The organism is Bradyrhizobium sp. 45 (assembly GCF_023073155.1).
Lineage (GTDB): Bacteria > Pseudomonadota > Alphaproteobacteria > Rhizobiales > Xanthobacteraceae > Bradyrhizobium > Bradyrhizobium canariense_D.
This window is the reverse complement of record NZ_JADPIX010000031.1, coordinates 19,011-40,942: the sequence shown is the minus strand read 5'-3', so window position 1 is coordinate 40,942 and position 21,932 is coordinate 19,011. Positions and strand designations below refer to the sequence as shown.

At 60.7% G+C, this 21,932-nt stretch carries 20 protein-coding genes and 1 pseudogene; 12 read left to right on the top strand and 9 right to left on the bottom strand.

The genetic code is table 11. The features are described from left to right. Window positions 1-247, bottom strand: a pseudogene (locus tag IVB42_RS05085) (hypothetical protein); the annotation flags it as partial. Between the two features lie 144 nt (window positions 248-391). On the opposite strand from IVB42_RS05085, the gene IVB42_RS05080 reads away from it, so the two are divergent. Beyond that, window positions 392-1,429, top strand: a complete 1,038-nt coding sequence (locus IVB42_RS05080) for a cytochrome c peroxidase (protein ID WP_247369533.1) — start codon at window positions 392-394, stop codon at window positions 1,427-1,429. Between the two features lie 413 nt (window positions 1,430-1,842). Further along, window positions 1,843-2,904 carry a hypothetical protein gene (locus tag IVB42_RS05075; RefSeq protein ID WP_247369531.1) on the top strand — a complete coding sequence of 354 codons (1,062 nt, stop codon included), beginning with the start codon at window positions 1,843-1,845 and terminating at the stop codon, window positions 2,902-2,904. Between the two features lie 5 nt (window positions 2,905-2,909). Here the strand turns inward: IVB42_RS05075 and IVB42_RS05070 are convergent, their stop codons facing one another. Continuing rightward, a complete protein-coding gene (locus IVB42_RS05070) occupies window positions 2,910-3,266 on the bottom strand; it encodes a methylamine utilization protein (protein ID WP_247369529.1) in 357 nt (118 codons plus the stop codon). Between the two features lie 210 nt (window positions 3,267-3,476). On the opposite strand from IVB42_RS05070, the gene IVB42_RS05065 reads away from it, so the two are divergent. Further along, a complete protein-coding gene (locus IVB42_RS05065) occupies window positions 3,477-6,416 on the top strand; it encodes an EAL domain-containing protein (RefSeq protein WP_247369527.1) in 2,940 nt (979 codons plus the stop codon). A gap of 382 nt (window positions 6,417-6,798) precedes the next feature. On the opposite strand, the gene IVB42_RS42190 is transcribed toward IVB42_RS05065, so the two are convergent. Then, a complete protein-coding gene (locus IVB42_RS42190; protein WP_346658549.1) occupies window positions 6,799-6,972 on the bottom strand; it encodes a hypothetical protein in 174 nt (57 codons plus the stop codon). A 456-nt stretch (window positions 6,973-7,428) separates the two neighbouring features. Between IVB42_RS42190 and IVB42_RS05055 the strand changes: the two genes are divergently transcribed. Then, window positions 7,429-7,785 carry a hypothetical protein gene (locus tag IVB42_RS05055; protein ID WP_247395305.1) on the top strand — a complete coding sequence of 119 codons (357 nt, stop codon included), beginning with the start codon at window positions 7,429-7,431 and terminating at the stop codon, window positions 7,783-7,785. Window positions 7,786-8,291: 506 nt separating this feature from the next. Here the strand turns inward: IVB42_RS05055 and IVB42_RS05050 are convergent. Together IVB42_RS05050 and IVB42_RS05045 are read right to left on the bottom strand one after the other, a co-directional pair. Then, complete coding sequence (locus IVB42_RS05050; RefSeq protein WP_247395301.1) at window positions 8,292-8,612, bottom strand: ABC transporter substrate binding protein; 321 nt, start codon at window positions 8,610-8,612, stop codon at window positions 8,292-8,294. A 76-nt stretch (window positions 8,613-8,688) separates the two neighbouring features. Beyond that, on the bottom strand, window positions 8,689-9,156 hold the full coding sequence (locus IVB42_RS05045) for an ABC transporter substrate binding protein (RefSeq protein ID WP_247395300.1): 468 nt from the start codon (window positions 9,154-9,156) through the stop codon (window positions 8,689-8,691). Window positions 9,157-9,779: 623 nt separating this feature from the next. On the opposite strand from IVB42_RS05045, the gene IVB42_RS05040 reads away from it, so the two are divergent. After that, a complete protein-coding gene (locus IVB42_RS05040; protein ID WP_247395299.1) occupies window positions 9,780-9,938 on the top strand; it encodes a hypothetical protein in 159 nt (52 codons plus the stop codon). A gap of 167 nt (window positions 9,939-10,105) precedes the next feature. Here IVB42_RS05040 and IVB42_RS05035 read toward each other — a convergent pair whose 3' ends face one another. The 4 genes from IVB42_RS05035 to IVB42_RS05020 form a co-directional block, all read right to left on the bottom strand. Next, window positions 10,106-10,420 carry a PilZ domain-containing protein gene (locus tag IVB42_RS05035; protein WP_247395298.1) on the bottom strand — a complete coding sequence of 105 codons (315 nt, stop codon included), beginning with the start codon at window positions 10,418-10,420 and terminating at the stop codon, window positions 10,106-10,108. Then, window positions 10,417-12,336 carry a diguanylate cyclase gene (locus IVB42_RS05030; protein ID WP_247395297.1) on the bottom strand — a complete coding sequence of 640 codons (1,920 nt, stop codon included), beginning with the start codon at window positions 12,334-12,336 and terminating at the stop codon, window positions 10,417-10,419. The genes IVB42_RS05035 and IVB42_RS05030 overlap by 4 nt, the downstream gene beginning before the upstream one ends. Window positions 12,337-12,397: 61 nt before the next feature. Beyond that, the gene (locus IVB42_RS42140; RefSeq protein ID WP_276017420.1) at window positions 12,398-12,691 is read right to left on the bottom strand and encodes a hypothetical protein; all 294 of its coding nucleotides are present in this window, start codon (window positions 12,689-12,691) and stop codon (window positions 12,398-12,400) included. A gap of 345 nt (window positions 12,692-13,036) precedes the next feature. Continuing rightward, complete coding sequence (locus IVB42_RS05020; RefSeq protein WP_247395296.1) at window positions 13,037-13,468, bottom strand: cupin domain-containing protein; 432 nt, start codon at window positions 13,466-13,468, stop codon at window positions 13,037-13,039. Between the two features lie 421 nt (window positions 13,469-13,889). Between IVB42_RS05020 and IVB42_RS41990 the strand changes: the two genes are divergently transcribed. The 7 genes from IVB42_RS41990 (at window position 13,890) to paoC (ending at window position 21,854) form a co-directional block, all read left to right on the top strand. After that, window positions 13,890-14,021 carry a hypothetical protein gene (locus IVB42_RS41990; protein ID WP_256467782.1) on the top strand — a complete coding sequence of 44 codons (132 nt, stop codon included), beginning with the start codon at window positions 13,890-13,892 and terminating at the stop codon, window positions 14,019-14,021. A 313-nt stretch (window positions 14,022-14,334) separates the two neighbouring features. Next, entirely contained in the window at window positions 14,335-14,661 is a 327-nt protein-coding gene (locus IVB42_RS05015; RefSeq protein ID WP_247469797.1) for a hypothetical protein, read from the top strand. 975 nt (window positions 14,662-15,636) lie between these two features. After that, window positions 15,637-16,545, top strand: a complete 909-nt coding sequence (locus IVB42_RS05010) for a LysR family transcriptional regulator (RefSeq protein ID WP_247395294.1) — start codon at window positions 15,637-15,639, stop codon at window positions 16,543-16,545. A gap of 149 nt (window positions 16,546-16,694) precedes the next feature. Next, the gene (locus tag IVB42_RS05005) at window positions 16,695-17,930 is read left to right on the top strand and encodes an MFS transporter (RefSeq protein WP_247395293.1); all 1,236 of its coding nucleotides are present in this window, start codon (window positions 16,695-16,697) and stop codon (window positions 17,928-17,930) included. Window positions 17,931-18,055: 125 nt separating this feature from the next. After that, the gene (paoA, locus tag IVB42_RS05000) at window positions 18,056-18,688 is read left to right on the top strand and encodes an aldehyde dehydrogenase iron-sulfur subunit PaoA (protein ID WP_026233964.1); all 633 of its coding nucleotides are present in this window, start codon (window positions 18,056-18,058) and stop codon (window positions 18,686-18,688) included. Then, entirely contained in the window at window positions 18,685-19,638 is a 954-nt protein-coding gene (locus tag IVB42_RS04995) for a xanthine dehydrogenase family protein subunit M (RefSeq protein ID WP_247395292.1), read from the top strand. The genes paoA and IVB42_RS04995 overlap by 4 nt, the downstream gene beginning before the upstream one ends. Next, window positions 19,635-21,854 carry an aldehyde oxidoreductase molybdenum-binding subunit PaoC gene (gene paoC / locus IVB42_RS04990; RefSeq protein WP_247395291.1) on the top strand — a complete coding sequence of 740 codons (2,220 nt, stop codon included), beginning with the start codon at window positions 19,635-19,637 and terminating at the stop codon, window positions 21,852-21,854. Before IVB42_RS04995 ends, paoC begins: the two co-directional genes overlap by 4 nt. Window positions 21,855-21,932: the final 78 nt, after the last annotated feature.

Here is a 21,932-nt window from a genome sequence, read left to right as displayed (position 1 = left end):
GCAGGTTGTTCCCCCAGGTCGAGGTCGAGCCGACGCTGAAGTCGAGGGTTGGAAAGCCGGCAATCTGCATGAACTGGCTCTTGATTTCGCCCGACGCCGTCATCGTCACCGTCGATCCCTTGCCGCCGCCGTTGTTGGCGGTGTAGGTGGCGGATGCCTTGACGTTCTGGCTGTCGGTCTGGGTATATAGCCTGACCGCGTCCGGGATACACCGGTAGGTCTTGGCATGTCGCGAGGACGGGGCCAAGCATGATCAAGTCGCCTCTTCCAGCGCTTTTGCGGTCATCGTCTTTGGTTAGTGTCCGCACCCCGCTTGAATTCGCCGGCATTCATTAAAGCTTCGTTGACTAACACTTCATATACAGATCCGGTATTTCCGTCCGAGGAGCCAATGAAGGTCTGGGTCAGCCTGGCTTTGCTTGCGTCGTTTTTGCCGCTGGGCCAGCGTTTTGCCTGGTGGTCTACCGCGAAATCGGGCGAGGCTGCGGAGATCCGTGCCAGCTATCGTCGGCCGACGACCGTTCCTTTTCCCGAGGACAATCCCTACTCCGCGGTCAAAGCCGCTCTTGGCCAGCAGCTGTTCTTCGATCCACTGCTCTCAAGGTCCCGTACAGTTTCCTGTGCGACTTGCCACAATCCGTCGCTTTCGTGGGCTGATGGCCGCTCGCGTGCGATTGGGGAGGACCCGAAGGGTCTGCCGTTGCGTTCGCCTACTCTGATCGATGTGGCCTTCAGTGAACCGCTGGGCTGGGACGGAAAATTCAGGGATATCGAGGCCGTCACCTTTGGTCCGATCACTGGCCGGGCGAACATGAACCTGACGGAAGTGGAGTTGATCGACCGTCTGTCCGCCGCACCGGCCTATGGTGATGCATTCGCAACGGCGTTCGGAGACAGTGCGATTACGCGCCCCAGGATCGAAGCTGCCCTGGCGACCTTTCAACGCACCATTGTCGCTGGCGAGTCGCCATTCGATCGCTGGATCATGGGCGATGAAGCCGCGATCAGCGCACCGGCAAAACGCGGCTTTGAGATTTTCAACGGCAAAGCACGCTGCTCAAGCTGCCACAGTGGGCCATCTTTTACAGATGGATCGTTCCAGGATATCGGCACCGCGACGGATGATAATATCGGGCGCGGCCGACTGTTTCCGACATCCCAAAAGCTGCGATACGCGTTCAAGACGCCGACCTTGCGCGATGTCGCGCGTCGCGCGCCCTATATGCACGACGGATCGCTGGCAACGCTCGAACAGGTGATCGAACTCTATGACAAGGGTGGAATGGATCGTCCGAGCCGATCGCCTTCGATCCGGCCACTATTCCTTACGGCGGACGAAAAGTCCGATCTGATCGCCTTTCTTCAAACGCTTACCGCCTCGTCCCCAACCGTGCCTTTCCCTGAGGTGCCCGGACAACGAACTCCCTGATATCGGGCGGCCGGGAAGGGCCTCAATAGAGGTGCGGCAATGCCGACCCGAACAGGCCCAAGCCGAGGATAAGAAGGGCGCCTGTCCAAGCCTCCAGGGATTCTGTACGCACGGCGTACCGCTTTGCGCCACGGGCCAGCACCGCGCCCACCGTCACACCTGCCGCACTTAGCGCTCCGAACATGGACTGCTCCAATCATCCGCTTGTTCCCCGTTCAGTACGCCCCTCGGATTGAAGGCCCGTCCTCGAAATCCTTAAAATGTGAAGGATTTGTGCGGGGCGCCTCCAATCCTGCGCAGCCCCATTAACCAGTAAACAACCGGTCGATGCGACAGGCGCCACAAACCTTAAAATCTATGCTAAGGTGAATAGATCGTTAAGGCTGTGCTTTTAAGACGGGCGGTTTTTTGAAATGTTCAGGTCTCTGGGACGAGGTGCCGTATCGGCATCCCGAGGAATCTACCTGTTTGCCTCGTCCATCGCCGGATTCTGCTTCTGGATCCTGGGGACTGAAGAGGCCGCCGCGCATGTCAAATGGTTCTGCGCCTATGACGCTGCGGGCCAGCCGCGGGGCCTCGAGAACGTTCTGTGCCAGGATTTTGAGCTCCTCCTGGGCGTTGCCTTGCTCTGGTTGTTTTCCGGCTGTGTGGTCGAGCGGACCTCTCTGGGCGAGCTGATTGCCCGCTCGCTAAACCGCTTCGCGCAGAGCCTGGAGCTGCACACCGAGCTGATGATGCGCGCCGTCTGCGGGTTTTTCTTCATCTCGCTCTGGGCGGTCGGAGGTATCATCCTGACCCCCGAATTGAAAACGACGTCCCCGCTGGTCGGGCCTTTGCAGCTCGTCATCGCCGCCGGCCTGCTGTCGCGTCGCACCATGCCCCTGTCCGCGGCCGGGATCGCAGTGTTGTTCGCGGTCGCGGTACGCGACTACGGCACCTTCCATCTGGCCGATTATCCGATCTTTCTGGGGGTTGCGGCCTACCTCGCTCTCACCGGACTGCAAAAGGATCTGTTCGGCGTTTCGGCGCTCGACGTGGTGCGGTATGCGACCTCCGTCACGTTGATGTGGGCGTCGATCGAGAAGTGGGCCTATCCGGAGTGGAGTTTTCCGCTCCTGATCGAGCACCCCGGCATCACGCTTGGATTCAATAACGAGTTCTACATGCGCGCCGCGGGCATGGTCGAGTTTACCCTCGCTTTTGCCTTGGCCTGGACGCCGCTGGTCCGGCGGGTTGCGGCGGCCATGTTGCTCGGCATGTTTATCAGCGCGTGCTTCGAATTCGGCAAGCTCGATGTCATCGGGCATTCGGCGATCATCGTCGTCCTGATTACGATCATTTCCGACACCCGGCAGGCCCAGGCAGACTATCGCGCCCCACTGCTCGCCCCGGCAGGACTATGCGCGGCGCTGACGGTCACGCTGTTCGCCTATTATGTTGGCCACGCCGCGATCTTCAACACGACGATTCTCTAGGCCCGTTACTTGGTCACGTGCACGCCGAGCTTCATCTTGGGATGAATGCCGCACAGCACAGTGTAGTCACCAGGCACAGAAAAAACCACCTCAACTTGGCTGCCCGGCTGCTGATCTCCGGTATCGAAATCAAAGCTACCTGCGCTCAAATAGGCGTGGTGTAGGAGCTCGCCATCGTCGTTAACGAACCGTAAAGTCTCGCCTCTCTTGATGATGATCTCTCTCGGCCTGAATTCTCGATCCTTTTGCGAGATCGTGTAAGGGGCCGCGGCCAAAGCGGCTCCCGCGAACAGTCCCGCCATAATTGCGGCCGTGATCTGAAAACCGAGCTCGCCCGTACGCAATGGGAAAAGCCTCGCCATAATTTCAACCCCGCTGAAAACTTCAACTTTACCAAGAATCCGTCCGGGCTCGGATCTGCCGAGCCACGTGAGTACTCCTAAGCTTATCACAGGTTGATCTTAACGATTTCCGCATCCCTTGCAGTCATTACTAGGGAAATTTTAGGCGGGCGGCTGGCTGCCTCCGCGCGGTATGTTTGCTATTAGGTGTTTACAGCGAAAGACACTGTGATGGGTCCTTTCGTCGGCAGCGTTGCGCCGAAAGCGGTCGTCGAGACCTTCCGGTCGATAATCGCTCGGTTGTCGCGGCTTGTCGCGCGCGGTTCGATTAGAACCGGGATCTTGATCTTCTGCCTTGCGATGAGCGCGATTGCGGCAGCGTTGGGAGGATATGCCAGCCTCGGCATCCGGCACGCTGGCGACTTGGTTGCGAAAACCTTCGACGAATCATTGATGTCGATCAACTATGCGCGGGCGGCCGGCGCCGATTTCGCCGCCATGCGCGTGGCATCTGCACAACGGCTTCTCACAAAAGACCCGGCGGTCCATGCAAGGCTCGACGCCGAAATTGACGAACTGGCCAAGTCACTTTCTGAAGACGTCACCATAGCGGCCGAGCGATCACAGTCCTCGCGAGCCGCACAAGCAGCCGCCAAAGTGCAGGAGGCGGCAAATGCATGGACCGCGCTTCATCGACGTCAATTTCAAAGATTTGCTGACGACGCTGGGAAGATCGAAGCGAGCGGTCGTGAGATCAACGGTGCTGATCCGTATTCCAACACGGTAAATCAGCAGATTGAATTGCTGGTGAACTATACGGCCGGCGATGGATTTCTGTTTCGCCAGCGGGCGCTTGCCGCGATCAACCGGGATGTACAATTCAACGCCGCCGGGCTGACCATTGCCCTTCTTCTGTCCGGTCTTTTCTCCTGGCTGTTGGCGCGGCGGATCATTGGTCCTGTCGCCATCGCGTCCAAAGCGGCCAAGAGCATCGCCGACGGCGATTTGAACACGAGCATTCCGGAGGGCGGCGGTGACGAGCTCGGTACGCTCCTGACTGCTATGGGCAGAATGCGGGACAACATTAAGGCGATGGTCGACCGAGAGGTGGCGCAGCGACGTTCGGCGCAGGCGCGGCTTTCCGATGCGCTCGAGCACTCCCGTGAGGGCGTCGTCCTCCTCGACCAAAACGGCCAGGTCGCGCTGGCCAATTCCAGAGCGAGCGAATTCATTCGCTGCTCTCCGCAGCTTGTCGATCCGTTGCGGATGGCACGGGCGCCCACCGCCCAGCACTCAACGGAATTCATGCTGCCAGAGAACGCTAACGAGGCGGACGGGGTGGAGAGCGAGGCCCAACTCCCGGATGGAAGATGGCTGCGGGTCAGCCGCAGCCCGACCCAGGAGGGCGGCGTCATCCTTGTTTACAGCGACATTAGCGGTTTGAAGCAGCAGAAGGCGGAGCTGCATGCGACCAATTTGAGACTGGATGCGGCGCTGACGCACATGTCGCAGGGACTCTGTCTCTATGACGGAGAAGGACGGCTGCAGGTCGTCAACCGGCGCTTCTGCGAAATCTTTGATATTTCGCCGGAGCTTGTGCGTCTAGGGATGACGTTCGAGGACGTGCTCCGCCTGAGTGTTGCCGCCGGAAATCATGGCAGCCAGACGGTGGCCAATCTTCTGGCAGAAGGCGAGGAGCTCTTGGCTCGCAATGGCGGCAACTACCTCCAGCAGCTCAGCGACGGACGCGTTGTCTCCATCGCTCATCGCTCCACATCCGATGGCGGCTGGCTCATCAGTTGTGAAGATGTCACCGAACAACAGCGGGCTCAATCTCAAATCGCCTTCATGGCGCGGCACGACGCTCTGACTGGATTGCCAAACCGGACTCTGTTCGCTGAACGGATTGAACAGGCTGTCGCAGCGGCTGTTCGAGGTGCAGGCTTTGCCGTGTTCTGTATTGATCTGGATAAGTTCAAACAGATTAATGATACGCTGGGCCATCCGGTGGGTGATGGGCTGCTTTGCGCTGTCGCGGCGCGATTGAGTGCCTGCGTCCGAGAGGGTGATACGGTTGCGCGTTTGGGGGGCGATGAGTTTGCGCTCATCCAATCTGAAGTCCACAACGCTGAAGATGCTGTGCATCTGGCCCGACGTATCGTCGAGCGTGTCGCGGCGCCCTACGAGCTGAACGGACATCAGGTCGTCGTCGGCTGCAGCGTCGGAATTTCCCTGGCACCGGGTGACGGCACGACACGCGAAGCGCTGCTGAAAAATGCCGACATGGCGTTGTACCGGTCCAAAATGGACGGCAGGGGAACGTGGCGGTTTTTCGAGCCGGCCATGGATGCGAGCCTACAAAACCGCCGCGCGCTCGAAACCGACCTGCGTGCGGCCATGGACAAGGACGAATTCGATCTGTTCTACCAGCCCATCTATGACTTGCGGATGGACCGGATCAGCGGCTTTGAGGCACTCTTGCGCTGGCGACATCCCAAAAGAGGGCTGGTGCCGCCCGACCAGTTCATTCCTGTCGCCGAAGAAATTGGCCTCATCACACCGCTTGGGGAATGGGTGCTCAATCGCGCCTGCGAGCAGGCGGCGAGTTGGCCGAACGAGCTCAAGATTGCGGTCAATGTCTCGGCCACTCAGTTTCGTGATCCACGGCTCGCGGCCGTCATCGCAAACGCCCTCGAGGTTTCGGCGCTGGCGCCGCACCGGCTCGAGCTCGAAATCACGGAATCAGTTCTGCTTGGCAACAGCAGCGAAACCATTGCGACGCTGCACGAGCTGAAGGCGCGGGGGCTGCGCATCGCGTTGGATGATTTTGGTACCGGCTACTCCTCGCTCAGCTATCTGCGCAGTTTCCCCTTTGACAAACTCAAGATCGATCAATCGTTCGTCCGCGACGCGACGGCGACAAAGGGATCGAAATTGATCGTCCGCGCCATCACCAGCCTCGGAAAGAGCCTCGGCATGACGACGACGGCGGAAGGCGTAGAGACGATTGAGCAGTTGAACCAGATGAAGGCCGAAGGATGCAACGAGGCGCAAGGTTACTTGTTCAGCCGTCCGGTCCCGGCAACCGAACTCGCATCAACGATCCTGAGTTTGAGAAACGGCCTCCAGAGCCTCAAGCGATCTGACTGGAACAATCTGATAGCCAGCTAAGTCTATGGGTCGCATGCCAGAGAAATCGACCCTGGCATCGGCAATTTCGCGGCGCTGCATCACTGACGATCGGTACCAGCTTGCGCACGTATCGGTTTGGGTAGGAAACTCGGGCGGCACAGGTGCCGTCGCGTCATAGTGTAGACGGCTCACGCTGAGCGCCGAGCGATGGCTCAATCCACAGCTGTTCCTCTTGGTCATGGTGAAGTGCCCAGCAGGCGTTTATGGGTGCGGCATCGGCCATAGCCGTCGTCCGGACGACTGCCATTCCAACCGTTTGATGGTACGGCATGACGGAATCAAGCCACAGTTAGCTTCATCAGGAGTAATGCACATGGCAAGTCCTCCAACTAAAAAGGACATTGAGCGCCGCGCGTATCAGCTATGGCAGCAGGCCGGAATGCCCGAAGGGCGCGATCAAGAATTCTATTGGGAAGCGGAGCAACAGCTGAAGGAAGAGCTCCGGTCGCTGCGAACTCAGGACGCCGAATACGCTGTAGAACCGCGAGAAAGGAAAGGCCGCGGGGCTTGAAAGTCGCCATTTCTTCTGGCCCATGGGGTCCCTCCTTTCGGCTCGAGCTGAGGCGACCCTAACGCCGACAGAGAGGCTTGCGATATGTGAGCCGTCGACCTTCCGGTGTTCTATCCTTCCGGGTCCTTCGCTGGTGGGTTGCGTCCGCCGGCAAGAGCAGACCCGCGTCCCGAGGCAGGAGGTCGGCGGAATCTGATTGATCCAGCAGGCCTCGCGCGAATGCCTGGCCTGCATGGCTCCGCCACTAAGCCCCCAACGTCCTCGTCCATCGTTTCAGCTGCCAAACTTTGGGCGGCACGTGTGAAAGTGTTCCGCGTGGAAAACGACGCTCGCTTTCAGGGGCGCTGCGTCAGCGGCACGGCTCGCGGTGGCGGCCAGGTTGTTTCTCAATCAAGATCCGAGCCGCACTATCTCTACGACCACTATTTCGCCTCTCTGGTAGCGGTAAATGCGCCACTGGGGAGCAATGGGTCATGGAAAATGAAAACAACCGCGCGAGAATTCGTCGTAGGCATAGTAGCGGTGCTTTTGATTGGCAGTGTAAAGGCGCGCGACTTGGATAACCGATACAACGACTCGGGCCTCAAACATTGGTTTGATCAACTCGCCAGCGGCAAGGGACGATGTTGTTCGATTGCGGACGGCCAGATAGTCGCCGATTCGGATTGGGATTCCAGAGATGGCCATTATCGGGTGCGCCTAAATGGCAGTTGGGTCGATGTTCCTGACGATGCAGTAATTGCCGAGCCAAACCGCGCCGGTGCGACCATGGTGTGGCCGCTGAATAGCTTTGATGGCCTCGGAATTCGGTGCTTTATGCCCGCAACCACAAGCTAGTACTCGACAGCGCGCTTGCTCTCGGCTTCGCTTTGATACGTTTGTCGTTGTCTCCAGCTCGGGTAGCACACTACAGCTCGCAAGATTTCGGAACTGAGTATTGCAGAAATCCCCGCGACACACGTTCGGATTTGCCATCGCACGGCAGGTCCAAGAGTCGGGGTGCAACAAGGGAAGCCGCCACACAGCATCCGAAAAGATCTGAACCCTCTAACCAGCTCGCCTCTGGTGCGGGGCATCCCGCGCGGCTTGTTCGGCAGCAAAATCCGACGCGCCCTGAAGAAAATCCATCTGCCCGGGGAGGAAACGGTCGAAGGCTTCAGGGGGTATGGGTACGCGCTGCCGGGACAGAGCTTCGATTACTTGTGAGATGGAGGCTTCACCGGAACATCTGCAATGGGTCCAAAAGGCGAAGAACTCAACGTGAGCCAATCTACTCACCATGCCTCGGTGAGCGGACCTCGTGGAGGGCTGCCGCTACTTCGCCGATGGGCCAACGAGCCACGTCATTCGACAACTTGACCGGCGCGGACGAGCAGTATCGCGGGCAGTGCGAGCCCGAGCGCCTTCGCAGTCTTGAGATTGATACTCAGCTCGAATTTAGTCGGTCGGTAGAAGGGGACATCTCCGGGACTGCTGCCTTTAAGAACCTTGTCGATGAGAGTGGCGAGGCGCCGAAATGTCTCTGGTAAGTCAATCGAATAAGCCATCAGTCCACCGAGTCGTACGTACTCGCCGTATGCGTACATTGTGGGAATGCGGCCCGTCGCCGCTAGTTCAATAATAGCCGCGCCAGTGGCGAGATGCTCGGCCTCGTCTGACACCATGAGCGCGTCTGTTCCATCGATCTGAAGACCCGCCGGTACTCTGTCAGGTAGAAGCCGCTGCCCAGCAGGGCAGCCTTCAGCGAAATACCGGCTCGTTTGGCTGCCTCGCGCGCTGCCGCAACCTCTCAAGTCTTCCCAGTACGACCGCGACACAAGGTAACCGAGGGTGGACAGTCCCGGCAGCGCCTCGACCAGCAGCTCGATACGTTTCCAATGAGTTCCAATTCCGTCGCGATGGTAACGCCTGTGATGTTGCCGCCCGGCGCGCGATGCTGGCCACAAGTCCCAAGGCAACTGGGTCGTTGACTATCGTCACAATCGGAATTGTCGTCGTCGCCATTTTAAAATCCAGCGACAGACGTGCGGCCACCGCTAAAATCAAGTCGGGATGTGTGTTGATCACATCCCGAACCAATTCGGAATAGCGTTCTGGTCGACCTTCTCCCGAGTAGCGATCAATCACGAGGTTTTGGCCCTCGACGTAGCCAAGGCGGCTCAGCTCCTCGAAAAAGGCGCGGTATTGCGGTGGACCGCTCAGGCCCATTTCACTCACTTTGAGAGCCGGACTAACGAAGGCGATCCGCTATAGTCTCGCCGGCTGCTGCGCTTGTGCCGCGACTGGCCGCGTCGCCGCCATGCCCACAAAAGCGTAATGAATTCGCGCCGTTGCATGTGCCCCCTGACGGGAAAACCTGATCGACTACTCAAAGCCTAGCATCTTACGATTGGATAGGAGCGAGAAAGGTGGAGATCGACCTCAGCACTCGTGAGCCGATGCCAGCCCAGGCTCATTCGAGTCCGTTTGCCCCGTGTCTTCCCAATGTCTGATCTAACCTCGACAGCTGCCGTGCAGGAAATGCAGCAGTTGCGACGACGATCAGCTGCACGACGGGACGCCCGGAAGTGGCGGACAGCCCGCTGCGCCCGCGGCGGAAAGTAGGAGATTTCCCTTGAAGCCGGCGTTCTGGTATGACCCGGCCCCTAGATCGCGAGGTCTCGCGCGGGTTTCGTCAAGCAATAGAACAGGACGCGGCCCGATCCGCGTTAAGGACAGACGTTTTTCGCTGCATCGAGAAGTCGTTTCGTTAATCCCACGAAGTCATTCTGAAACGAACGCCTGCTGTTGTGGTGTGCGTCGGATCTTGGCTGTCTTCAACGGAGAGTGACATGAGCGCTGCAATTGCATGGCTGCTGCCTCGCGCGTCCGCGAAATCGGTCGCCGACATCGACACCGCGCTCTCGGTGGCGATGTTTAGTGGCTTGGGCCTGTTATTGTCCCTCTCTGTTCTGATCGTCGACAAATACACCCCGGGCGAATGGTTCTGAGCTGAGCGCTACCACCCCTGTGTCTGACCGCGTCTGCGCCTTGACTGCCGGCGAGGCCGCTCGAGCACGGCATGCGGATCAAGTTTCCGATGTTGCTGATGTCGTCCCGCGATTTCGGCCGTTGGGCCCATGTGAGCCGGGGAAGCTTTCTTCGCCATCCAGCTCGTTCAGCGGGTGCCAGCAGGTTGGGCTTTCGTTCGTCCTCTGAAGTCCTGTCTGATGAAGGTCACGCCAACTTCGCCGCCGTTTAGCCACGCGAGTTCGCATCGGCGATAGGCAAGGCCGGTCGACGAGAGCACCAGGAAGAACTCGTTCAACCGCAAGCCCTCCACCGAGCCCTCGATCAACAGCTTGGCTCCGCTGTCGGATACGTCCTGCAATGTGCAAGCGCGCTGCCACGTTCCGTCGATCGCCATCATGCTCGCTGGAATTGCCCGCTCGAACGCAACTCGCCGTGTCCCTCGCTTGTCCGGTGCTCTCATCGCGCACCCTCCAGATCAGGCAGCGAGGGCACCAGCGACGGCATCTCCAGACGCGAGGATACGAGCGAAGAGCTTGCAATTGAGCAGTCCCGGCCTTGTTCCTTTGCGTGGTACAAGGCGATGTCAGCGTCACGGGTGAGCGCCAACTCATCCGTGGTGGCGTCGCGCTTTTCGGCGACGCCCACGCTTATCGTCACGTACTTTCGTGGCGAGCGCGGATGGTGGATCTGCAAACGAGCGACCAACATTCGAATCGCATCGGCCACCTTCACCGCCCTTTCTTCGTTCACGCCGGGCAGGATCACCGCGAACTCCTCGCCGCCATACCGCGCCGACAATCCTCCCGTCTTCGCGGTGGCGCTTCCGATCACCTCGGCAATGCGCTGGAGGCAACCGTCCCCGGCCTGGTGGCCGAGGGCGTCGTTGAAGCCCTTGAACTGGTCAATGTCGATCAGGAGAACCGATAGCGTGTCATGTTTGGCGTAGGCCTCCCGCAAGAAGGCATCGAAGCTGCGCCGGTTCGCGAGCCGCGTCAGACCGTCTGTCGTCGCGAGCTGCGCCAGTCTAAGGTTGGCTGATGACAGCTCGTCCTCGAGGCGCTTCTGCTTCGTGATGTCGCGAAGAGTTCCGACGATCTCCAGCTCGCCGCCGAGGGACTGCTCGGCCAGCTTGAAGTGCGCCTCCAACCAAGCCATGGTCCCATCTCCCCGCCGAATACGAAACCGAACTGAGCTGGAGGCGCTCGCGTGCTTCACCTCTCGGCTCGCGGCCATGACCTTTTCTCGGTCGTCGTCATGGACCACGTCGAGACACGACCTGCCGAGGAAATCATTCTCGGTCATCCCGAGCACAGCCACCACCGAAGGCGACACGTAGCGGAGGTATCCCTTTCGGTCCATCACGATGACGATGTCGGCGATGTTGTCCGCCAACAAACGCAGACGCGCCTCCCGCTCCCGCAGCGACCGTTCCAATCCGGTCCTGAAGCTGAATTGGCTCCTCAACAGCGCCGCCATAGCAACGATGATTGCGACCAGCAGGGCCGCTACGATGGCATCCGAGATGAGATCGGTCCGCCAGTTGGCCAGCACCTCGTCCACTGATCGCGCCACCGTCACGACCACCGCGTATTCGGCGTCCAGCTCGTATGCGATGTATTTGGTGAGACCATCAAACGGGGAGGTGATCTTGTAGGACCCGCTGGGGCTTTCATTTGTGCGCTTCTGGAACAGAACGGTGTCGGCGATCTTTCGGCCGCTTTCCACCACCGGCCAGCGAGCGAACATTGTTCCATCGGTGGACAGGAGGCTGATGCCGCCTTGAGCGCCGACACCAAAGGACGAATAGAAATTGCTGAAGTAGTCGCAGTCGATCGCAGCGACCACAACACCTGCGAATTCCCCGGTTGGAGTGCTGATCCGCTTCGACAGGATGATGGATGGTTGCCCGCTAGTCCTGGAGATGATCGGCCCGCTCAGCAGCATCTTGGGGCTGGGATTGTCTCGATGCTGCGCGAAGTACGCCCGATCGGAGTTGTTATGGTCGGGTAGACGCGCGAAGGATGAGTAACGCCAGTTACCCTCCGCATTCAAAACGCCGATCTCGCGGATCTGCGGCAGAGAGCGGGTCGTGGCGACGAGGTGGGGATTGAACCGCTCAGGCAGTGGGCTCTGGTACTTCAGCAAGTCCGCCAACCCGGTCATGGCTACATCAGGGGCCTTGAGGGTAGTGGTTGCGTGCCTGGCCAGCGAACGGGCCAAATTGCCCAAATCCTCCTCTGCCCGGACCAGGGTCGCCTGACGGGCCACCGACGCCTTCCAGGCAACGAGGCCGAGGACGCTCGTCATCATGACGGCCAGGAAGGCGCCGACCACCAAGAGGGGCTTGCGGTGTATCGCCTGATGGAGTGATGCCACGACCGTGTCACCTGTTCGGGTGCATTCGATATGACGATCATCATTTTTAGCTTCAAAGTTGCTAACGACCGTGGCCGAGGTTGAGGCAAATGCAGGCTTTGGCTAACAGGCCTTTGAGAACCCGAGCGGAATCCGGCAGTGCCGTGGTACTTCGGTAGTGCGTCCGGCAGCGGCGGGCACTTCGCCCGCCTTCAAATTCGCGGCCCGCGAGGAAGGCGGCACCCGGCCAGAAGGAGATGCTGATGCCGATCGCCGGCAAGAAGCCGGCGAAGAAGCCGGCAGCTGGGGCGCGGAAGTCAGCGTAGGTCGTGTCTTCACGGTTCGTTGCGTGCGAGCCTGCCGCGGGTGAACGCATTTCGATGGTCGCTCCGGAGCGCAGCACCGCGGACAGCGCAGGACCCGCAAAAACCCGGGAGCCGCATTGCTACGGGGTTGCCCGTCGACGAACGTTCACGCTTGATGACTACATTTCTTCTCGATGGAGGACGACTATGACCTCGAGCGCCAGGCGCTGGGGGCGATGAAGCTCGCCGTAGAGACCAATGGGGCGGAGCGGCAACGCCTCATCCGTCTGGCTTTGATTTGGCAGGAGCTGGCGCGCATCCGTGGCCACCGCGGGTCCAAGCGAAAAGTTCGCTTAGGGCCTCCGCCGCGGCGAGCGTGCGACTTCCGACGACTTAAGGACTCCGCCGCCCCTGAATCATGGCTTCACGGCATAGCCTTTCAGCGCCGAGATCTGGTCCGTATCGTACCGCGCCCTCAAACTCGCGATCTTGTCCGGGTCCGCCGCATCACCCTGAGCCACCGTTTCCGCCAACTCCGCGAAGTAATGTTCATGCCCGGGCGGCGATACGGTCATGAAGACCCGCGCAGGCTTGTCGGTAGAGTTGGCGATGTTGTGCGGCACGCCGGGAGGCACAAACAGGTAGGTGCCCGCCGCGGCGCACACCCGTTCGTCCCCGACCTGCCAGTCGCATTCTCCCTCCAGGACGTAGAACGTCTCCTCCTGCACCCGATGAACGTGCAGCCCGGTGGCGAAACCTGGAGGAACCGTCCACTCGAACATCGAGGTGTGCTTCGTGTCCTCACCGGTCACGAGGAAAGCCGTGATGCCATCATTCGCGCGAGGCATGCGAGCTTCCTCAACGGCTACTTCTTCAACAGTATCCCTATCCTTCGCGCCATTCGCCTCACCGATCCTGCGTGACGGCCCAGCTCGGCTGCGATCTTCGATACGCCAGCGCCTGCCCGGGCCAGCTTGGACAGTTGCTGGACCTCGCGGTCGGCCCATTGCTTTGGCTTTTGTGTTTTCATGATGCGGCGCTCAAACCTGTCGCAACTTAACCATTGCGCCTGGTTGCCGGCACTTGGGAAATTTACGGGTGGTGCCGGCCACCACGAGGCTAAGTGGTGCGGCGGCTTTCCAAACGACAAGAACGATAACTTATCGACCGCTGAAACTGAGTTGTGTAGCCGCACGGATATCGTGCAGCGCGCGCGAGCGTCATGTCGCTCACATCGCCCTTTTCCATCTATGGAAGGAAGACCGGGGGATGGTGGTTTTCCCTGACGATCCGACATCGGGTTGCACGCTGCGGGATGCCTGCCGTGACTACATCGAAGCTATGGCCGTCGATTCGGACGAAGACGATCAGGACGACGATGGCGATGATGATGAAAGCTGACTCGCAGCTCCATTTGAGGGAGTCAAAAGTCCGGGCATAATGATCTTTAACGCAGCTGAGAATTGCGATGGCGGACGCTCTGGGGGCGTTTCCCCTGGGGGCGACCGCGGATGGTGGAGCAAGCGCGCGTTCCAAGTCGTAACTGCGTGATCAGGCCAGGGCTGAAGAGGTCCTTCTCTCCGCGCCGAAATTCCTTCCCTGTATCGTTCGCGAGCACCGCATGTGCACCAAAAGGCGTGGCAGAGCCGTGTGGTCCGTCAGAGCACAAGGCTTCAACCAGGACGAATGTCCAGTCTGCGCTAAATGAACAGCGTTGGCGCTCGAAACGAAAGCCAACCGCAGCAAGCGCGTATCGAGTCGCGGTCGGAAAAAACAAAAATTAGTTCTGACGCATAATCATAATGACTCCAACGTAAAAACAAAAAATAAGGTGGGGAAAACATGGGAGGCTGGAATGGAAACCGCACAGCGCTTGCGCGCGATGGCGGCGCTCTGTCGGCAGAGTGCCGCGCTTCATCCTGACAGAAGCTGGAAACTGCTCGCCGAGGCAGAATACTGGGAGCATTTGGCCGCGACTCCTCTCCCAACCGACATTGAAGGCTGCTTCACCCCTAGTCAGCATGACTTGGCTGCTGCCTAGCACTCACCATTTGTCGTTTCGAAAATCGAATTGGGTAATTGGGGTAAATGAGTATTCTTTGGGGGCAGTGGATGACTGCGTGTATCAATGAACGGCCGATGTGTCCGGTATGCAAACACCGGATGGCATTGGCGCGCATCTCTCGCGGCAAGTCCGGATTCGAGACGCGCACGTTCGAATGCTCTACCTGCGAACGTACCGAGACGGCGTCGTTCTCTGTGGATCCAATGAAGACAGATGCGGTCGGTTGGCTTGCAGGCGAATTGAACCCGCCTCGGTGAGCTTGGGTGCAGTTGGTGATGCAGCCGGATGAATGTCCAATCGGCAGCACGGAACGTTGTGCTATCGTGAGTACAATGGTGTGCCGGGACCTAGGTGGCGAGTGCGATAGATTTCAGCGTTGCTGTGATCTCGAACCCGAATTGCAGAATTGTGGGACATCAGTTCTGGTCGCACCAGCGTGAGCTCCGCCGCGAGACGTTCTGCTTGGTCCGCCGTTTTTGAAGGACTTCTGCGCTGCTGAAAGTCGGTGGCGGAGAGAGTGGGAATCTCTCCCCCAATGACGAGAATGCGCCAAAACCCGCAGAAAACAAGGATTCCTAAAAAGCCCGGCCGAGTTTTGTGACCACCCGTGTGTACCACCTGATCCGCTGAAAAGGTCGTCAACGTCCGGCGATGTCGGGGCAGTTCGGGGCCTTTCCCGTCCGACCATTTTTGCGATGCATAACTGTCCCGCCCCCGCCGTCGATCTAGCACCTCACCGACGTCATCTCGGGCGGCAGCCGGAACGCCCGCGGGCGGCGCGGGCGAGACCATAGGGGGCTGTAAGGACTGCGGTGAGCACCCGTCTGTCAGTCCGGGAAAGTCCAATTCCGCGCCTCGGCCGCCGAGCATTGTTGACTCCGCCGGACAATAGGCCAACCTCGACCCTTGCTCGCCCGGCAGTCGGGCAGCCGTCGGACACACGCGCTTGAGATGCAGCTTCGTCGCTCGGACCTCGCCGACCTCTCCTATTTTCTGGAGATTGCCAAGCACCGGAATTTCCGACGCGCCGCGATCGAACTCGGCATCGGAGCCTCCGCTCTAAGCCACGCGCTCCGCAGCCTGGAGGAGCGCCTTGGGGTTCGACTGCTCAACCGGACAAGCCGCAGCGTAACGCTTACCGCCGCGGGCGAGGCGTTGCAGTCAGCGCTTGCGCAGCCCTTCGACGAGATCGGCAGCGCCCTGGACGTTCTCAACCGCTTTCGCGACGTGCCGATGGGTCGGGTGCGGTTGAGCGTACCGACGGAAGCTGCCGAGTTTCTCGTTGGACCCGTGATGGCCACGTTCCTGGAACGGTACCCGGAGGTCGAGATCGAGTTCTCGGTCAACAACCGTATGATCGACGTCATCGAAAACGGGTACGACGCGGGTATCCGGTACGGAGGCACAGTGCCGCAGGACATGGTCGCGCAGCGTCTGTCCGCCGATATCCCCTGGCTCGTCGTCGGGGCTCCTTCCTACCTCGACCGCATGGGCACTCCGGTGAATCCAGGTGACCTGCAATCTCACCGCTGCGTGAAGATCAGGATCGGGGACGAGAGCATCTATCGCTGGGAGTTTGAACGCGGCGACGAGAAGATCGAGATCAATGTTCCGGGCGGGATGACTGTTGATCAAGGGCAGATCGGATTGGTCGCCGTCCGAGACGGGGCGGGGCTCATGTACGTGGCCGAGCCGATGGTGCGCAAGGACCTGCGGGACGGCACGCTGCGCACTGTGTTGGAGGAGTGGGCGCCCCTCGGGCCTGGCTTCCACATCTACTACTCGAGCCGACGGCAGGTTCCGGCGGCGCTCCGGCTCTTCATCGATCTCGTCCGGGAATTGCGACCGCTAGGCCTCTGAGGCCCCTCCGATCGATGAATCCTTCTCAACGGAACATCCGACAGCGCCAGTCTGCTGTCGGGCCTCGCGCGGAACTATCTGAGAACGGCGGCCGATCGCCGCCCGGACCCGGCCGACCGGGTGCGGAGCAGTTTGTTTCCGAGGCTAGAATGACAAGCGAAACCACTTTCGAGGACGGTGCCGTCCAGCGAGAAGCGCCGGCATGGGGCGCGGTCTTCGCCCTCACTCTCTGCGTCGCGACGCTGATCGCGTCCGAATTCATGCCCGTCAGTCTCCTGACGCCGATCGCAGCGGACCTCCACATTACCGAAGGTCAAGCGGGCCAGGCCATCGCAGTCTCCGGCATATTCGCCGTTCTTGCGAGCCTGCTCATTTCGCGGGCGACCCGCGGCATCGACCGGCGGACCGTCCTGCTGTCTCTCACGGTCGTTATGGTGGCGTCGGGCCTGATTGTCGCGCTCGCGCCGAACGAGGCCATCTTCATGGCGGGGCGGGCGCTGATCGGGATCGTCATCGGCGGCTTCTGGTCGATGTCGGCCGCTACCGCGATGCGCCTCGTTCCCGAAACTCAGGTCCCGCGGGCGCTGGCCATCTTCAACGGCGGAAATGCGTTGGCCACGACGATTGCCGCGCCGTTGGGAAGCTTTCTCGGTCAGTACATCGGCTGGCGCGGAGCCTTCTTTTCAGTCGTTCCGCTCGCCGCGCTCGCGCTGGCCTGGCAATTTCTCACGCTCCCCTCGATGCCAGCCGCGGACGACAGCCGCAGGGGCTCCGTGTTCGGAATCCTTCGCTTGCCGAAGGTCGGCCTTGGGATGATCGCAGTCGCGTTCTTCTTCATGGGGCAGTTCGCGCTGTTCACCTACGTGCGCCCATTCCTTGAAGCGGTCACTCACGTGAGCGTATCCACGCTTTCCTCGCTGCTGCTGATCATGGGCATCGCCGGTCTCCTGGGGACCTCCTTCATCGGTCTGCTCCTGAAGAACAGGCTCTACGGTCTTCTGATCGCGATGCCGCTGTTCATGGCGCTGATTGCAACCGGACTCATCTTGTTCGGAGGGGCGGTGCCGGCCGTCGCGGCACTGCTCGCCGGGTGGGGGTTGATCGGCACAGCCGCGCCCGTCGGCTGGTGGACCTGGCTAAGCAAGATGCTGCCCGACGATGCCGAACGTGGCGGAGGGCTCATGGTCGCCATCATCCAGTTGGCGATCACTTTGGGGGCCACTATCGGCGGCTTCTTCTACGACGGCAGCGGCTACCAAAGCACCTTCAGCGTTAGCGCCACTATCCTTTGTGCCTCTTCGCTCTTGGCCTACTGGGCATGGCGTGCAAGTTGCCGATCGCCCAAGGATGAGGCCGCTGTTGATCGCCCGGCTTTGCATACATGAGAAACATTCATCGTGGCATTCGAACCGCTCGCAAGAACTTGCGTACAGTTTGGGAATTGATCGGCAGCGGAACCACGCCTGCGACCGCACCCGGGCCAACCCACCAGGAACGAAGCGGTGAAGACATGCCAAAATCCGAACTGGAAGTTTCGAGGCGGCGTCTTCTCGCCGCCAGTACGGCCACAGCCATGATCGGCGTCGTCCCGGGCGCACCGGCGCAATCGCAAGCGGCGAGTCGGAAAGCGCCGCAAGCCGCTGTCGCCTTCGAGGTGAACGGGAAGCCGTGCAGCCTTCAACTGGACACCCGCACGACGCTTCTCGATGCCTTGCGCGAGCATCTCCGTCTGACCGGAACAAAGAAGGGCTGCGACCAGGGCCAATGCGGGGCGTGCACCGTGATCGTGAACGGAGTGCGCATCAATTCCTGTCTTACGCTTGCGGTCATGCACCAAGGCGACAGGATCACCACGATCGAAGGATTGGGTCAGCCGGAGCGCCTTCATCCCATGCAGGCGGCCTTCGTCAAACACGACGGCTACCAGTGCGGGTACTGCACGCCCGGGCAGATCTGCTCGGCGGTGGCGGTGCTCGACGAGATCAAGTCGGGAATCCCGAGCCACGTCAGCGGCGACCTGACCGCTTCACCTGAACTGACGAATACCGAGTTGCGCGAACGCATGAGCGGCAACATCTGCCGGTGCGGTGCCTACTCCAACATCGCCGAGGCAATCGCCGAGGTCGCCGGGAGCAGCACATGAAGGAATTCACCTATGAACGAGCCGCTTCGTCTCAAGAAGCGGCCGCAAAGGCCCAGCAAACGAGAGGTGCGAAGTTCATCGCGGGCGGCACCAATCTTCTCGACCTGATGAAGCTCGAGATCGAGACGCCCCGTCATCTCATCGATGTCAATGGTCTCGGTCTCGACAAGATCGAGAATACCGAGGGCGGCGGAATCCGGATCGGCGCGTCCGTCAGGAACACAACGCTCGCCGCCGACATGCGCATCAGGCGCGACTATGGTGTCCTCAGCCGGGCGCTGCTCGCCGGCGCCTCGGGCCAGCTCCGCAACAAGGCGACGACCGCCGGCAATCTGCTCCAGCGCACGCGCTGCCCCTATTTCTACGACACCAATCAGCCTTGCAACAAGCGAAGCCCCGGCGCCGGTTGCGCAGCGATCGAAGGCGTCAGCCGACAACTGGCGGTCATCGGATCGAGCGAAGCATGTATCGCGACCAACCCCTCCGATATGGCCGTCGCCATGAGAGTCCTAGACGCTCAGATCGAGACGGTCGACGACAAAGGGCAGACGCGCAAGATTCCGATCGCAGAATTCCATCGCCTGCCCGGAGATACCCCTCACATCGAGACGACGCTCACCCCAGGTGAACTGATCACCGCGGTGACGTTGCCGCCACCCGTCGGCGGAACGCACATCTACAGGAAGGTGCGCGACCGCGCGTCCTACGCCTTCGCGCTGGTCTCCGTCGCTGCAATCCTGCAGCGCGACGGGACCGGGCGGGTAGCCGTCGGCGGCATCGCCCACAAGCCGTGGCGGGTCGAAGCCGCCGAAGCCGAGCTTCCTAAAGGTGCAAAGCCCTTCTCCGCAGGGTTGCTCGCCGATGCAAAACCCACCAACGCCAGCGCGTTCAAATTACCGTTGGTCGAGCGGACCGTGGCCGCCGCCATGAACGAAATGAGGCAGCGATGAAGTTCGACAGACCCGCCGAAACCAACCCCATCGACCGCTTGCGTGTCGTCGGTCGCGCCCATCCCCGCATCGATGGCCCCTTGAAGACCACCGGGAAAGCGACCTACGCATATGAGCACCACGACGTCGTGACCAATCCGGCCTACGGTGTCATCGTGGGGTCGGCGATCGCCAAGGGACGCATCAAGAGCATGAACCTGGCGGAGGCGCAGCGCGAGCCTGGCGTCATCGCCATCGTCACGGCCGAGAGCGCCGGCAAGCTCGGCAAGGGAAAATTCAACACGGCAAAGCTGCTCGGCGGTCCCGAGATCGACCACTACCATCAGGCGGTCGCGGTGGTTGTCGCGGAAACGTTCGAACAGGCGACGGCGGCAGCCGGGCTGCTACGGATCGAATACACGCCCTGTGAAGGCAGCTTCGATCTCGAAGAGGCGCTGAAGGCCGCACCCCTTGCGAAGGACCCGAACAGTCCCGAGAAACAGGGGCCACCCGAAAGTCGCGTCGGCGACTTCGAGGCGGCCTTTGCTCAGGCGCCGGTGAAGCTGGACGAGTTCTACACGACCCCCGACCAGAGCCATTCGATGATGGAGCCTCACGCCTCGATCGCGGCCTGGAACGGCGACAAGCTCACGGTGTGGACGTCGAACCAGATGATCGACTGGGGCAGGACGGATCTCGCGACCACCATCGGCATCCCCAAAGAGAACGTCCGCTTCGTGTCGCCGTACATAGGAGGCGGCTTCGGCGGCAAGTTGTTCCTGCGCTCGGATGCGGTGATGGCCGCGCTGGCAGCGAAGGCCGCGGGCCGTCCGGTGAAAGTCGCATTGCAGCGGGCGCTCATTCCCAATAACACCACACACCGCCCCGCCACCCGGCAGCGTATCAGGATCGGGGCGGGCCCTGATGGACGCATCGTCGCCATGGCGCACGAGAGCGGCTCCGGAGATCTTCCTGACGGTCAACCGGAGACGGCAACCAATCAGACGAGATTGCTATATGCCGGCGCCAATCGCCTGACAGCGATGCGCCTCGCCGTCTTGGATCTGCCGGAAGGGAACGCGATGCGCGCTCCTGGCGAGGCGCCAGGCATGATGGCGCTCGAGATCGCGATGGACGAATTGGCCGAGAAGCTTGGTCTGGACCCGGTCGAGCTACGCGTGCGGAACGACACCCGGGTCGACCCCGAGAAGCCGGAACGTCCGTTTTCTCAGCGCAATCTGGTGCGCTGCCTGCGCGAGGGCGCCGAGCGGTTCGGCTGGCAGCGCCGAAACGCGTCCCCGGGCGCGGTGCGGGACGGACAATGGCTGGTGGGCATGGGCACAGCAGCCGCGTTCCGCAACAATTTGCTGATTCCTTCGGGGGCGCGCGTTCGTCTGGGAACGGACGGGGTGGTTGTCGTCGAAACGGACATGACCGACATCGGCACCGGCAGCTATACGATCATCGCGCAGACGGCCGCCGAGATGATGGGGGTCGACCTCGACAAGGTCGTGGTTCGGCTTGGCGATTCCTCTTTCCCTGTTTCGTCCGGATCCGGAGGACAGTTCGGCGCGAACTGTTCGACTTCGGGCGTTTACGCGGCATGCGTAAAGCTTCGGGAAGCCGTTGCGCAGCGGCTCGGCTTCAACTCGGCGGACGCTACGTTCTCGGATGGGCATGTGCTTAGCGGCAATCGTTCTGCGAAGCTTGTGGACGCCGTCCGCCAAGGAGATCTGCTCGGCGAGGACAAGATGGAATGGGGCGGCCTCGACAAGAGCTACCAGCAGTCGACCTTCGGTGCCCACTTCGTCGAGGCTGCCGTCGATAGCTTCACTGGCGAGATCCGGATCCGCCGCATGCTCGCGGTGTGCGCAGCCGGCCGAATCCTGAATCCGCTGACCGCGCGCAGCCAGGTCGTCGGAGCCATGACCATGGGCGCGGGAGCCGCCTTGATGGAGGAACTCGCGGTCGACAAGCGGCGCGGGTTCTTCGTGAACCACGACTTGGCCGGTTATGAAGTGCCGGTTCATGCCGACATACCGCATCAGGAAGTGATTTTCCTCGACGAGGCTGACGACAAGGTCTCGCCCATGAAGGCGAAGGGCGTGGCCGAACTCGGCATATGCGGAGTTGCCGCCGCAATTGCCAACGCAGTTTACAACGCAACCGGCGTCCGTGTCCGTGAATACCCGGTGACCCTGGATAAACACCTGGATCGCTTGCCGGCGGTTTCTTGATTTGTGCTGCCGTCCGCATCGGTCTCGGTGGTCACAACCGCTGGTCACTAAGGCAAGTTCGTGTTGCGCATCGAGCAT